Source organism: Desulfocurvus thunnarius (assembly GCF_055390965.1).
In genome coordinates, this window is the sequence record NZ_AP042411.1 from 2,546,618 (window position 1) to 2,559,915 (window position 13,298).

The 13,298-nt window shown below is 68.4% G+C and carries 11 protein-coding genes; 10 read left to right on the forward strand and 1 reads right to left on the reverse strand.

From position 1 onward, the window contains the following. Nucleotides 1–168: 168 nt before the first annotated feature. Complete coding sequence (fba, locus tag ACZ5KV_RS11080; RefSeq protein WP_464239363.1) at nucleotides 169–1,092, forward strand: class II fructose-1,6-bisphosphate aldolase; 924 nt, start codon at nucleotides 169–171, stop codon at nucleotides 1,090–1,092. A gap of 22 nt (nucleotides 1,093–1,114) precedes the next feature. Next, the gene (gap, locus tag ACZ5KV_RS11085; RefSeq protein WP_464239364.1) at nucleotides 1,115–2,116 is read left to right on the forward strand and encodes a type I glyceraldehyde-3-phosphate dehydrogenase; all 1,002 of its coding nucleotides are present in this window, start codon (nucleotides 1,115–1,117) and stop codon (nucleotides 2,114–2,116) included. 104 nt (nucleotides 2,117–2,220) lie between these two features. On the opposite strand, the gene ACZ5KV_RS11090 is transcribed toward gap, so the two are convergent. Then, on the reverse strand, nucleotides 2,221–2,940 hold the full coding sequence (locus ACZ5KV_RS11090) for a class I SAM-dependent methyltransferase (protein ID WP_464239365.1): 720 nt from the start codon (nucleotides 2,938–2,940) through the stop codon (nucleotides 2,221–2,223). Nucleotides 2,941–3,166: 226 nt separating this feature from the next. On the opposite strand from ACZ5KV_RS11090, the gene ACZ5KV_RS11095 reads away from it, so the two are divergent. The 8 genes from ACZ5KV_RS11095 (at nucleotide 3,167) to ACZ5KV_RS11130 (ending at nucleotide 13,295) form a co-directional block, all read left to right on the forward strand. Beyond that, complete coding sequence (locus tag ACZ5KV_RS11095) at nucleotides 3,167–3,577, forward strand: MarR family winged helix-turn-helix transcriptional regulator (protein ID WP_464239366.1); 411 nt, start codon at nucleotides 3,167–3,169, stop codon at nucleotides 3,575–3,577. Nucleotides 3,578–3,727: 150 nt separating this feature from the next. Beyond that, the gene (locus ACZ5KV_RS11100; protein WP_464239367.1) at nucleotides 3,728–4,582 is read left to right on the forward strand and encodes a DUF169 domain-containing protein; all 855 of its coding nucleotides are present in this window, start codon (nucleotides 3,728–3,730) and stop codon (nucleotides 4,580–4,582) included. Between the two features lie 167 nt (nucleotides 4,583–4,749). After that, on the forward strand, nucleotides 4,750–6,678 hold the full coding sequence (locus ACZ5KV_RS11105; protein WP_464239368.1) for a molybdopterin-dependent oxidoreductase: 1,929 nt from the start codon (nucleotides 4,750–4,752) through the stop codon (nucleotides 6,676–6,678). A 212-nt stretch (nucleotides 6,679–6,890) separates the two neighbouring features. Further along, nucleotides 6,891–10,337, forward strand: a complete 3,447-nt coding sequence (gene dnaE / locus ACZ5KV_RS11110) for a DNA polymerase III subunit alpha (RefSeq protein ID WP_464239369.1) — start codon at nucleotides 6,891–6,893, stop codon at nucleotides 10,335–10,337. A gap of 54 nt (nucleotides 10,338–10,391) precedes the next feature. Next, complete coding sequence (locus ACZ5KV_RS11115; protein ID WP_464239370.1) at nucleotides 10,392–10,793, forward strand: 6-pyruvoyl trahydropterin synthase family protein; 402 nt, start codon at nucleotides 10,392–10,394, stop codon at nucleotides 10,791–10,793. Next, nucleotides 10,790–11,257, forward strand: coding sequence for a D-aminoacyl-tRNA deacylase (gene dtd, locus ACZ5KV_RS11120; RefSeq protein WP_464239371.1), 468 nt, complete (start codon nucleotides 10,790–10,792; stop codon nucleotides 11,255–11,257). Before ACZ5KV_RS11115 ends, dtd begins: the two co-directional genes overlap by 4 nt. Before the next feature lie 147 nt (nucleotides 11,258–11,404). After that, on the forward strand, nucleotides 11,405–12,532 hold the full coding sequence (locus ACZ5KV_RS11125) for a DUF342 domain-containing protein (RefSeq protein WP_464239372.1): 1,128 nt from the start codon (nucleotides 11,405–11,407) through the stop codon (nucleotides 12,530–12,532). 7 nt (nucleotides 12,533–12,539) lie between these two features. Next, on the forward strand, nucleotides 12,540–13,295 hold the full coding sequence (locus ACZ5KV_RS11130; RefSeq protein WP_464239373.1) for a motility protein A: 756 nt from the start codon (nucleotides 12,540–12,542) through the stop codon (nucleotides 13,293–13,295). Nucleotides 13,296–13,298 lie beyond the last annotated feature (3 nt).

The window sequence follows — 13,298 nt, forward strand, 5'->3', positions numbered from 1 at the left end:
CCGGGCTGCGTCTATAAGCTGGTTCGTTTTCAACGGGAGGCCTTCGCGCGCCAGACCCGCCCCCGGCCTTCGGGGCGCGGGGCCTCGGTGCGCGAGGGGTTGCGATGTCCGCATGGGCGGCGCCCGGCCCGGGCTCCGCCGTCATTCATACCGATCGAGGAGGATGCCATGCCCCTGACCGGACCCAAGGAAATGTTCGAGAAGGCGTACAAGGGCGGCTTTGCCGTGGGCGCGTTCAACGTGAACAACATGGAGATCATCCAGGGCATCGTCATGGCGGCCCAGGAGGAGCGCGCCCCGCTCATCCTCCAGATTTCCGCCGGGGCGCGCAAATACGCCAGCCAGCCCTACCTGATGAAGTTGGTGGAGGCCGCCCTGGTGGAGGCCGACCTGCCCATCTGCGTGCACCTGGACCACGGCGCGGACTTCGACATCTGCAAGGCCTGCATCGACGGCGGGTTCACCTCGGTGATGATCGACGGCTCGCACCTGCCGTATGAGGAGAACGTGGCCCTGACCAGGCGGGTGGTGCAGTACGCCCACGACAAGGGCGTGTGGGTCGAGGCCGAGCTCGGGCGGCTGGCGGGCATCGAGGAGCACGTGGTCAGCGAAGAGAACGTGTACACCGACCCCGATCAGGCCGTGGACTTCGTGGGCAAGACCGGCTGCGACAGCCTGGCCATCGCCATCGGCACCAGCCACGGGGCCTACAAGTTCAAGGGCACCCCGCGCCTGGACTTCGAGCGCCTGGAAACCATCACGAAGATGCTGCCGGACTACCCGCTGGTGCTGCACGGATCGTCCAGCGTGCCCCAGGAGTTCGTGGCCATGGCCAACGCCTACGGCGGGCAGATTCCCGGCGCCCAGGGCGTGCCCGAGGACCTTTTGCGCCGCGCGGCCACCTTCGGCGTGTGCAAGATCAACATCGACACCGACATCCGCCTGGCCATGACGGCCACCATGCGCAAGTTCTTCCACGACAACCCGGCGGCCTTCGACCCGCGCGGCTATCTGGGCGAGGCGCGCGGGGCGGTCAAGGATATGGTCCAGCACAAGATCAAGAACGTGCTGGGCTGCTCGAACCAAATCTAAAATTGCCTGCAAGGAAGGAACAATGTCCGTGCGCATCGGTTTGAACGGCTTCGGCCGCATCGGCCGCTACCTGACCCGCCTGCTGGTTCACGAAACGGAGCTTGAGCTGGCCATGATCAACGCCCGGGCCGACAACGCGACCCTGGCCCACCTGCTCAAGTACGACTCCATCCACGGCACCTACCCGGGCGAGATCGTGCCCACCGCCGCCGGGCTGGCCATCGACGGCCGCGAGGTGGCCGTGTCGCGCCAGGACATCGGGCAATGGACCTGGGGCGCGGGCGGCGTGGACATCGTGGTGGAGACCTCGGGCCGGGTGAAGACCCGCGCCGGGCTGGCCCAGCACGTGGACTGCGGCGCGAAGAAGGCCGTCATCGCCGCCCCGGCGGAAGACGCCGACCTGACCGTGGTCATGGGCGTGAACGACGGGCTCTACGACCCCGCACGGCACATGGTGCTCTCCAACGCCTCGTGCACCACCAACTGCCTGGCCCCGGCGGCCAAGACCGTGCACGACGCCTTCGGCATCCGCCACGGGCACATGACCACCGTGCATTCCTACACCATGAACCAGCGCATCCTCGACGGCTCGCACAAGGACCTGCGCCGGGCCCGCGCGGCGGCCCTGAGCATCATCCCGACCTCCACGGGCGCGGCCCGGGCCATCGGGCTGGTCATCCCCGAGCTGCACGGCAAGCTGGACGGCGTGTCCATGCGCGTGCCCACGGCCAACGTCTCCCTGGTGGACCTGACCTGCGAACTGGAACGCCCGGTGACCGCCGACGAGGTCAACGCCCTGCTGCGCGCCGCCGCCGAGGGGCCGCTTGCGGGCCACATGGGCTACACCGAGGTGCCCCTGGTGTCGGTGGACTACACCTCCAACGCCTGCGGCGGCGTGGTGGACGGTCTGCTGACCCACGTCATCGACGGCACGCAGCTCAAGCTGGTGATCTGGTACGACAACGAATCCGGCTACTCGAACCAGCTCGTGCGCCTGCTGCGCAAGATGGCCGCCAGCCTGTAGGCACCCCGTCGGCGCGGACGCAACGGGCACGGACGAATGCAAAACGCCCGGAGGCTTCGGCTTCCGGGCGTTTTTGCGTGGGGGAGCGCCGGGCGGGCGTTCCCTTACGGGCGCTTTTGCAGTCGGACGAGGACGTTGGCCAGCCCGAGTTTCTTCAGCGTGTCGTATTTCCTTTCCGGCGTGGCCTGCCGGGACAGCACCCAGCGCTCCGCGGCGTAGTGGTAGCCGACGGGCGAGGGAATGCCCGCGTGCCCGAGCATGCAGCGGCAGCGGAAGCCGGCCGTGTCGGCCTGCTTCAGGATGGAGGCATAGGTCGGCAGGCCGATGTGCGACCCCCGGTGCTGCCTGATGTTGGCCCTGTGCGGGGCGCGAATGAAGTAGCTTCCATCCTTCAGCGCCCTGTTCACGCACTTCAGGTGCGCCAGTTGGGTTTCTTCGTCGATGTGCTCGTAGAAATCCGTGGAATAGGCCGCGCCGAAGCCCGTCATGTCGAAGGCCTGGGCGTCGGCGTATGCAAAGCGGGCGTTTTCGAGGTGCAGGTGCTTTGCCAGGTCGGCCGCAATGCCGAGAGCCTTGCGGTTGATGTCGATGCCCGTGACGGTGTGGCCCTTGAGGGCGAAGAAGACGGCCAGTTCCCCCTGGCCGCACCCGATGTCGAGTATCCGCGCGGCGCGGCCTTTGAGGACGAAGCGTATGATCGCCGCGTATTTGTGGGGTCTCTTTCCCTTGAGAAGGTCGAGTATGTGCTCGCAGCAGCCCTGGGCCTCGGGGGTGGCGCGGGCGAAGTCCGCGATTGCCGCGCCGAGTGAGGCGTCATTTCGCATGGGGTGTTTCCGGGCGGGGTTGGATGTTTGGTTTTGTTATGAATAATTATCATTTTATTAAAACATGCTAAGGGCTGTTTTGTCAATCGGCGGTCGCGGTCGCCCCCGGTCGTGAACCTTACGGTCCCGGGGCGTTTTTGCGGTAACAATTGACAAGTTCAACAGTTCCCGCTACCCGGAATCCATGGGTGCCGACACGTATTTCCCTGAAGAATCATTGGGATTCATGACCATCACCGCCTACCGGCTGCTGCATTCGACCCTGCGGCGGCGTTTGCGGGAGGCGGGGCTGGACATGACCCCCGAGCAGTGGGGGCTGCTGGTGCTGCTCTGGGAGCGGGGCAGCGCCACACAGGATGAGTTGGCCCATGCGATCTGCGCCGACAAGGCGAGCATCAGCCGGGTGCTCTCCCTGATGGAGGCCAAAGGGCTCATCACGCGGCAGGTGGACGCCGCCAACGAGCGTCGGAAGATCATCAGCGCCGCACCGGGTGCGTTGGCCCTGCGGGAGCAGGGGTTCGCCATTTCGCTGGAAACGCTGCGCGGCGCCGCGGCGGGGCTGGACCCCGAAGACGTGGCGACCTGCCTGCGCGTGCTCGCCACGGTCAAGCGCAACCTGCGCACCGGGGCCGGATGAGCCGTTGTGGGCAGGCGGGTGCCCGGAGTGTTTTTTTAGATAAATTGTTGATGTTATCAACAGTTTGGGCGGCTCCCGCAAAGGAGCCGGGGCGTGATGCCCGGGGCGCAGGCATGTGCGCCGAACGCATGACCGGACAAAGGAGCGAGTATGAACACGTTGATGGAACAGACCGGCAGGCTTTTGGAGCTGCTGGGACACGAGGAGACGCCGCTCGGAGTCTACTATGCCGACGCCAAGCCCGAGGGCTTCGGGCCCAAGCCGGGCGAGATATTCGACCGGCAGAGAGAGGCTGCGGGAGCCATCGACTGGCAGAAGGCCTTCGGGACGTTCTCGTGCATCATCGGCAACATCTGGCTGGCCCGCAAGAAGCGCAAGGCCGCCTGGATCAGTCACGAGGAATGCGGCTGCATGGGCGGCGGCTACTATTCGGGCGTCTACGCGCCCTACGTGGAGATGATCGTCAATTACGTGTCCACGGGCATTCCGGGCACGCCCATGGAGGGCGAGCACTACATGCCCTCGCCCGAGGCGATGCGGCACTTCCTTGAGGAGGTCGATCCGCCGTCCGGCCTGGGCAAGTACTGCGTCATCAAGCCCCTGGAGCTGTTCACCGCCGAAGAGGAGCCGTTGGTGGTGGCCTTTTTCGCGCGCCCGGAGGTGCTGACGGGGCTGCACTCGCTGGTCGGCTACGCCACGGGCGGCCTCGACGCCGTGCGGGCGCCTTTCGGCGCGGGCTGCACGAACATCATCACCTGGCCGCTGACCTACCAGCGGCGCGGCGAGGAGTGCGCCGTGCTCGGGGGGTTCGACCCCTCGGCCCGCAAGTTCATGAAGCCGGACGAACTGAGCTTCGCGGTGCCGCTGGCGCTGTACCGCAAGATGCTGGCGGCCATGGAAACCTCGACCCTGACGCGGGAGACCTGGGCGGGCGTGCGCAAGAAGGTGGACAAGAGCAAGCGCGCCTGGGGCGAGGTGGCGCAGGAGGGCGCCGGGAAGGATTGAAACCGGAAACGGCGCCGCCCCGACCGCCGGGGCGGTGCCGAAATCCGGACCCGGGCGCCTGACACAGCACCCTGGCACGGCACCCGGCCACGGGCGGCGCCGCCCGCGTCGCGCCCGCCCGAAAACGTCTTTTGACGGCCCGGGCCGGGTCGGGTAGCGTCGCGGCCATGAGCACGACCGAAACCGTTTCCGCCTGCATGCTGGACTGCCCGGACGGGTGTTCCTTCATCGTGGCCACCGACGACGAGGGCGGGATGCGCATCCGGGGCAACCCGGAGCATCCTTTCACCCAGGGCTTCATCTGCGCCAAGACCGCGCGCTTCCCCGAGCGGCTCGCGCATCCCGCGCGCATCACCACGCCGCTGCTGCGCCGGGGCGAGGGCTTCGTGCCCGTGTCCTGGCGGCGGGCCCTGGAGCTTGTGGCCGGGCGCATCGACGCCCTGCGGGCCACCCCCGAACGCATGGCCCACGTCAAGGGCGGAGCCCTGCGCGGGGTGCTGGCCCAGGCCTCGCGCCACCTGTTCGGCGTCCTGGGCGCGACGAACACCAGCGGTTCGCCCTGCGACGAGGCGGGCAGCGCGGCCACCGTCCTGGACTTCGGCGCCCTGGACCAGAACGCCCCCGAAGACGTGCTGCGCGCCGCGCGTATCGTCAACTGGGGCCGCGACCTGACGCGCTGCTCGGTGCATCAGCTTGCCCTGGTCAAACAGGCCCGCAGGCAGGGCGCGCGGGTGCTGTCCATCTCGCCCGACGGCGGCGGCTGCGCCGAGTTTTCCGACCGCGTGCTGGCCGTGCGCCCGGGGTGCGACCGCTTTCTGGCCGCCGCCGCGTGCAAGGCGCTGCTGGAGCGCGGCGTGGCCCCCGGGGTTCGCGCCGCCGCCCACGGGCTGGAGGCCTTCCAGGCCCTGCTGGCCGCCCACGACACGGCGGCCCTGCTGGACGCCTGCGGCGTCGCGCCCACGGATTTCGCCGAACTGCTGGCCTGCTACATCGCCGACGGGCCCACGGCGACCCTCATCGGCTGGGGCGTGCAGCGCTACCTGCACGGCGGCGAGAACGTGCGCTTCATCGACGCCCTGGCCGCCCTGTCCGGCAACGTGGGCCGCGCCGGGGGCGGGGTGTCCTACGGCATCTCCTCGGGCCGCAACTTCGTGAAGTGGGCCACGCGCGGGGTGGCTCCGGCGCCGCGCAGCCTGCCCATGCACGCCCTGGGCCGGGCCCTGCTGGAGGCCGACCCGCCGGTGGAGCTGCTGTGGATCGACGGCATGAACCCGGTGGCCCAGCTTCCCGAGAGCCGGACCCTGGCCCGGGCCCTGCGCCGCTGCGGTTTCGTGGTCGTGGTCGAGGCGTTCATGACCGACACCGCCGAGCAGGCGGACCTGATCCTGCCCTGCGCGCTGCTCACCGAGCGCGAGGACCTGGCGGGCTCGTGCGTGCACAGCGTGGTCAACTACGCGGCCAAGGTTCGCGAGCCCGTGGGCGAGGCCCGGGCGGACTTCGACTTCGTGAGCGAACTGGGGCGGATGCTGCGCGAGCCCGTGCCGCTGCCCGCCGCCGAGGAGTGCTTCCGCATGGCCCTGTCCGGCCCGAGCACGCCGTTTTCCATGGACGAACTGCGCGCCCGGGGCTTCATGCGCGCCCGCTGGCCCGAGGTCGCCTTCGAGGGCATGCGCTTCGCCCACCCCGACGGCAAATTCCGCCTGCCCGGGGCCCTGCATCCCGAGCCGGAGGCCGGGCCCGAATGGCCCTGCGCCCTGCTGACCCTGGCCCACCGCGACCGCATCAATTCCCAGATCGACCCGCAGGCGCTGGACGCCCCGGGCGAGGGCCCGGGGCTGCCGCCGGTGGCGGTGTCGCCGGGCAACCCCTGCCTGGAGGGCCTGGACCCCGAGCGCCCGGTGTTCCTGGCCACCCCGGCCGGGCGCATGCCCGTGCGCCTGCGCCTGGACTCCGGGGTCCACCCCGAGGCCATCGTGGCCCGCCGGGGCGGCTGGATGCGCGACGGCCGCTGCTTCAACCCGCTCATCGCGGCGCAGGAATGCGACCTGGGCGGCTGCACGGCCTTCTACAGCCAGCGGGCGCGCCTGGAGAACTGAGGCCCCGGCGGAGGCGCCGGGCGGCCGGCGCCCGGCAGGGCCGCCCGTGCGGCCCGGGGGGCGAACGCTCCACGCCTGCGCCGCCGCCCAGGCTTTTTCCCGCAAGGCTTCGGCCCGGGGTTTTGCCCCGGGCCGATTGCTGGTATACTGCCCCGACGCGCCCGCGCCCCGGGCGCGCAACCCCACCAGCCACCAAGCAGGGCCCGACAGCCATGTCCGATTTCGTCCATCTGCACTGCCATACGGAGTTCAGCCTGCTGGACGGCGCCATCCGTCTGAAGGATCTGTGCGCCAAGACCGTGGAATTCGGCCTGCCCGCCGCCGCCATCACCGACCACGGCAGCATGTACGGCGCGGCCAAGTTCTTCACCACCGCCAAGGACCACGGGGTCAAGCCGGTCATCGGCTCGGAAATCTACGTTTCCGAGGGCGACCACCGGGTGAAGGAAGGCCCCGGGGCCGCGCGCCGCTACCATCTGGTGCTGCTGGCCCAGAACCTCACAGGCTACCATAACCTGACCAAGATCGTTTCCGAAGGCTACCTGGAGGGCTTCTACTACAAGCCCCGGGTCAGCCGCGAGTTCCTGGCGCGCCACAGCGAGGGCGTCGTCGCCCTGTCGGCCTGCCTGCAGGGCGAGGTGGTCCGCGCGCTGCTCGACCGGGGCATGGACGAGGGCCTGCGCGTGGCCCGGCTTTACGAAGCCATCTTCCCCGGGCGTTTCTACATCGAGATCCAGGCCAACGGCATCGCCGAGCAGGACCGGGCCAACATGCTTTTGCGCGAGCTGGCCGGGCACGCGAAGCTGCCCCTGGTGGCCACCAACGACTGCCACTACCTCACCGCCGCCGACGCCAAGGCCCACGACATCCTGCTGTGCGTGCAGACCAACGCCTGCGTGGACGACGACAAGCGCTTCCGCGTGGATTCGGACAAGCTTTATTACCGTCCGCCCCAGGAGATGCGCCGCGCGTTCCCCGACTGCCCCGAGGCCCTGGACAACACGGTGCGCATCGCCGAGCAGTGCAACGTGGAAATCCCCATGGGCCGGTATTTCTTCCCGGTCTACAAGGTGGACGAGGGCAAGAGCCTGGCCGACGAGATGTGCGACCTGGCGCGCCAGGGCCTGCGCGAGCGCCTGGCGGCCCTGCCTTACGCGGTGGACGAGAAGCTCTATTGGGAACGCCTGGAAATGGAGCTGGGCGTCATCCGCGAGATGGACTTTCCCGGCTATTTCCTCATCGTCCAGGACTTCATCAACTGGGCCAAGCGCAACAGGATTCCCGTGGGCCCCGGGCGCGGCTCGGCGGCGGGCTCCCTGGTGGCCTACGCCCTGCGCATCACCAACCTGGACCCCATTCCGTACAACCTGCTGTTCGAGCGTTTTTTGAACATCGAGCGCATCTCCATGCCGGATATCGACGTGGACTTCTGCGAACGCCGCCGGGGCGAGGTCATCCGTTACACGGCCCGGAAGTACGGCGAGGAGTCCGTGGCCCAGATCACCACCTTCGGGACCATGAAGGCCAAGGCCGTGGTGCGCGACGTGGGCCGCGCCCTGGGGCTGACCTTCGCCGAGACGGACAAGATCGCCAAGCTCATCCCCGAAGACCTGAAGATGACCATCGGCAAGGCCCTGGAGCTGGAGCCCGAGCTGGTGCGCATGCAGGCCGAGGACCCGCGCGTGGCCCGGCTGCTCGATGTGTCCCAACGCCTGGAGGGCATGCACCGCCACGCCTCGACCCACGCGGCGGGCGTGGTCATCTCGCCGGGGCCCATGAACGAGTTCCTGCCGTTGTACCGGGGCAAGAAGGGCGAGGTCGTGACCCAGTACGACATGAAATACGTCGAGAAGATCGGGCTGGTGAAGTTCGACTTCCTGGGCCTGCGGACCATGACGGTGATCCAGGACACCCTGGACATCATCGGCGAGGAGGGCCTGCCCGTGCCCGACCTGGACACCCTGCCCCTGGACGACCAGCCGACCTACGACCTGTATTCGCGCGGCGACACCGACGGCATCTTCCAGGTCGAGTCCGACGGCATGCGCAAATACCTGCGCATGCTCAAGCCCTCCTGCTTCGACGACATCATCGCCATGCTCGCCCTGTACCGCCCCGGGCCCCTGGGCTCGGGCATGGTCGACGAGTTCATCCGCCGCAAGCACGGCGAGGTGCCGGTGGTCTATCCCCTGCCCGAGTTGGAGCCCGTGCTGCGCGACACCTACGGCGTCATCGTCTACCAGGAGCAGGTGATGAAGATCGCCCAGGTGGTGGCGGGCTACACCCTGGGCGGCGCGGACCTGTTGCGCCGGGCCATGGGCAAGAAGATCGCCGAGGCCATGGCCGAGCAGCGCGCCGTGTTCTACGAGGGCGCCATCGGCAAGGGCGTGAGCCAGGAAAAGGCCAAGGAGATCTTCGACCTCATGGAGATGTTCGCGGCCTACGGCTTCAACAAGTCGCACTCGGCGGCCTACGCGCTCATCTCCTACTACACGGCCTACCTGAAGACCCATTACCCCACCGAGTTCATGGCCGCCATGATCACCTCGGAAGTGGGCAACACCGACAAGCTGCTCAAATACCTGAACGCCTGCCGCGACATGGACATCGCCGTGCTGCCGCCGGACGTGAACCGCTCCCAGAGCCACTTCACCGTGCCCGAGCAGGGCCGGATCATCTTCGGCCTGGCCGGGGTCAAGAACGTGGGCGACGAGGCCATCCGCGAGATCGTGGACGCCCGGGCCGAGGGCGGGCCGTACAAGAGCCTGCTGGACCTGGCCGAGCGCGTGAACCTGCGCAAGGTCACCAAGCGCGTGCTGGAAAACCTGATCAAGAGCGGCAGTATGGACTGCTTCGGCGTGCCCCGGGCCGAGATGGCGGACGCCCTGGACCGCGTGGTCGCCACGGCCCAGAAGCGCGCCAAGGACCGTGACAGCGGCCAGATGTCGCTCATGGGCATGGCGGGTATGGACGTGCCAAGCCTGCCGGGCACCGGCCTGCCCCAGGACGGGCCGCCCCTGGGCGAATGGGCCGACGACGAGCGCCTGCGCCAGGAGAAGGAGGCCCTGGGTTTCTTCCTCTCCAGCCATCCGCTGCTGACCTTCCGCCACGAAATCCGGCGCATGAAGCTGGTGGACCTTCAGGAAGCGGCGGACTACCCCGGCGGCGTGCAGTTGCGCACGGCGGTCATCGTGACCGGTGTGAAGGAGATCATCACCAAGAAGGGCGGCAAAATGGCCTTTCTGGAGGTGGAGGACCTGGTGGGCGGCGGCGAGTGCGCCGTGTTTCCGGACTCCTGGACCGAGATGAAGGAAATTTTCACTTCCGACCAGCCGCTGCTGCTCGAGGCCCGGGTCAGCGACCGCGAGGGCCCCGGCGAGGAGGGCGGGCCCAAGCGCGCCCGGCTGGTGGCCGAGAAGGTGCTGCCCCTGGCCGAGGCCCTTGCGACCAATACGCTGCCGGTGGTGCTCTCCCTGCGCGAGGCCCAGCTCTCGGCCCAGGGCATGGACCGGCTCAAGGACGTGCTGGCGCGCTTCGCGGGCAAGACCGAGGTCCAGCTCTGGGTCTGCACCGGCGAGTTCGAATGCCGTCTGGCCCTGGGCCCGCGCTACCGCGTGACGCCCTGCCAGGAGTTCTGGAAGGCCATCGATGCCTTGTAGGCCGCCGCGCGGGCGGCGGAAACCATCAACCGGGCCCCGGGCCCAGGAACGACCATGACCCCCAAGCGCAAGGGCAGGTGGCGCCTGTCCGTCAGCGAGGATTTCTCGGCCGCGCACCAGTTGCGGCATTACGAGGGCAAGTGCGAGCGCATGCACGGCCACAACTTCGGCGTGGTGGCCGAGGTGGAGGGCGACACCCTGAGCCCTGGCACCGAGCTGCTCATGGATTTCAAGGTCTTGCGCGGGCATCTGAAAGAGGCCCTGGCCGCCCTGGACCATCGGCACCTGAACGAGCTGGCCTGCTTCGCCGAGCGCAATCCGTCCTCGGAAAATATCGCCCGTTTCGTGTATGATGCGTTGGCGGCCCGGCTGGCGGGCAGCGGCGTGGCGGTGGCCCGGGTCACGGTGTCCGAAAAGCCGGGCCAGTCGGCGACCTATTTCGAGGTGGAGCCATGAGAATCCTGATCCAGCGGGTGCGCGAGGCGCGGGTGACCGTGAGCGGGCGCACGGCGGGGGCCATCGGCGTGGGGCTGCTGGCCCTGGTGGGTTTTTCGCGCGAGGACGGGCCCGAACTGCCCGGAAGCCCGGCCTGGGAGCGGGCTCTGGGCCGACTGTGCGAGATGCGCATTTTCCCCGACCCCGAGGACCGCATGAAACTGTCGCTCACGGAGTGGGGCGGGGAGCTTCTGCTCGTGCCGCAGTTCACCCTGTATGCCGACCTGGGCAAGGGCCGCAGGCCGTCGTTCCACCTGGCGGCCGAACCCGAGGTGGCCGAGCCGCTGTTTGCGCGGCTGGTGGACGACATGCGCGTGCGCCTGCCCGGCAAGGTCGCCCAGGGCGAGTTCGGCGCGAGCATGCACGTGTCGCTGGTCAACTGGGGTCCGGTGACCATCATGCTGGACAGCGTGGCCGGGGACTGAGCCGCGGGGCCCGGCCCGGGAATTACCCTGCGGAGCCGGGCTGAAATGTCGCTTGAATTTGACCGCCCGGCAACGTATGGCGGTATACTGCTCGGGGGCATGCGCCCGGCCGGCCCGGCCGCGCGGCGCCCCGGCGAAGGATCGTGCATGCCCTATTATCTCAAGCACTTCTTCGACCCGGGCTTCGACTATACCGATCTGCGCCCGCGCGAGCTGGCCGACGGCAGCGTGGACCACTACAACCGGGGCTACGTGCAGAACGTCGAGCGCGGGCAGGTGCTGGCCCGGTGGATGGACGCGCCCCCGGTGCCCGGGGACGGCTCGGCCCCGGACCCCTGGAGCACCCTGGCCTACGAGGAAAAGGTCTTCCCCGCCGGGAACAACACCATGGTCGACCCCTCGCGGCCCGACGAGCTTCTGGCCGCCGAGGCGGGCTACGTGTTCTACCTCGACGGGCGCATCACGGTGAAGAAGACCCTGAACGTGCGCCGCGACGTGGACTTTCACACCGGCAACATCTCGTTTCTGGGCAACGTGGTCGTTCACGGCAGCGTGCGCGCGGGGTTCCAGGTCCAGGGGCTGAACGTGCTGGTGCGCCAGACGGTGGAGGGCGCGCTGATCCGCGCGCGCGAGTCCTTCCAGGCCGAGGGCGGCATCAAAGGCGGCGGCAAGGCGACCGTCAAGGCCGGGGCCAATTTCCGCGTGCCTTTCGCCGAGAACGCCATGCTCCTGGCCGGGGGCCGGATGCTCGTGGACGGGCCGTGCATGCACTGCGACGTGTACGCCGGAGAGCAATTGGCCGTGAAGGGCCGCCTTGTGGGCGGCAAGGCCGTGTGCACGCGCATCATTTACGTGGGCGGGCAGCTCGGCGGCGGCATGGGCGCCGGAACGGTGCTCATCCTGGGCTACGACGCCATGCTGCTCAACAGTTCGCACCTGGTGGAAGCCAAGCTGGCCGAGACCCTGGGCCGCCTGGAGGAGACCCGGGCGCTGCTGGGCAAGCATCCCCACCTGCGCGGGGACCTGGCGCCCAAGATCGCCCTGCTGGAGGAGCGCCTGGGCAAGTTCCGCGAGCGGCACCGCGAGCTGTGGCAGGGCATCCGCGCCGTGGAAAATCTCGAAGGCTGCCGGGTGGTCGTTCCCGGCAAGGTCCACCCCGGGGTGGAGGTCTGCATCGGCGAGGCCAGCTACATGGTGGACGATTACCTGGAAAACGTGTTTTTCACCTACGCCGACCACGAGGTCGTGGTCGGTCAACCCGCCTTGAAGAAGTAGCCTTTCTATGGACATCGGAACCCTTGTCGGCATGATCGCCGGGCTGGGCCTGATCTTCGGGTCCATCGCCTTCGGCGGCGCCATCGGCGGCTTTTTCGACGTACCCTCGGTGCTCATGGTCGGGGGCGGCACGGTGGCCATCACCTTCATCATGTTCCCGGCGGGCGTGGTGTTGCGTTCGTTCAAGGTCGGCATGAAGGCCTTTTTCGCCAAAGGCCGCGACGCCGCCGCGCTCATCGAGCTCATGGTCTCCCTGGCCGAGAAGGCCCGCAAGGAGTCCCTGGTGGCCCTGGAAAAGGTCCAGGTGGACGACCCGTTCATCAAGAAGGGCGTGCAGCTCGTGGCCGACGGCACCGAGGAGGGCCTCGTGCGCGCCGTGCTCGACACCGAGATTTCCTTCATGAGGCGGCGCCATTTCCAGGGTCAGGGCGTGTTCAAGGGCATGGGCACCATGGCTCCGGCCATGGGCATGATCGGCACCCTGGTCGGCCTGGTGCAGATGCTCCAGAACCTGGACGACCCCAGCTCCATCGGCCCGGCCATGGCCGTGGCCCTGCTGACGACCTTCTACGGCGCGGTGCTGGCCAACGTGATCTTTCTGCCCATGGCCAAGAAGCTGGAGGAGCGCAGCGCCGAGGAGAGCCTGTACATGGAGATCGCCATGGAGGGCGTGGTGTCCATCATGCACGGCGAGCACCCGACCATCGTGCGCGAGAAGCTGCTGGCCTTCCTGGCCCCCGCCCTGCGCGAGGGCAAGGGCTAGGCC

Bases quoted from the DNA above. Each gene is read 5' to 3' on its own strand.
- dnaE (WP_464239369.1), top strand. From the start codon at position 6,891: ATGTCCGATTTCGTCCATCTGCACTGCCATACGGAGTTCAGCCTGCTG.
- ACZ5KV_RS11130 (WP_464239373.1), top strand. From the start codon at position 12,540: ATGGACATCGGAACCCTTGTCGGCATGATCGCCGGGCTGGGCCTGATC.
- gap (WP_464239364.1), top strand. From the start codon at position 1,115: ATGTCCGTGCGCATCGGTTTGAACGGCTTCGGCCGCATCGGCCGCTAC.
- ACZ5KV_RS11090 (WP_464239365.1), bottom strand. From the start codon at position 2,940: ATGCGAAATGACGCCTCACTCGGCGCGGCAATCGCGGACTTCGCCCGC.
- ACZ5KV_RS11125 (WP_464239372.1), top strand. From the start codon at position 11,405: ATGCCCTATTATCTCAAGCACTTCTTCGACCCGGGCTTCGACTATACC.
- ACZ5KV_RS11095 (WP_464239366.1), top strand. From the start codon at position 3,167: ATGACCATCACCGCCTACCGGCTGCTGCATTCGACCCTGCGGCGGCGT.
- ACZ5KV_RS11105 (WP_464239368.1), top strand. From the start codon at position 4,750: ATGAGCACGACCGAAACCGTTTCCGCCTGCATGCTGGACTGCCCGGAC.
- ACZ5KV_RS11100 (WP_464239367.1), top strand. From the start codon at position 3,728: ATGAACACGTTGATGGAACAGACCGGCAGGCTTTTGGAGCTGCTGGGA.
- fba (WP_464239363.1), top strand. From the start codon at position 169: ATGCCCCTGACCGGACCCAAGGAAATGTTCGAGAAGGCGTACAAGGGC.
- ACZ5KV_RS11115 (WP_464239370.1), top strand. From the start codon at position 10,392: ATGACCCCCAAGCGCAAGGGCAGGTGGCGCCTGTCCGTCAGCGAGGAT.
- dtd (WP_464239371.1), top strand. From the start codon at position 10,790: ATGAGAATCCTGATCCAGCGGGTGCGCGAGGCGCGGGTGACCGTGAGC.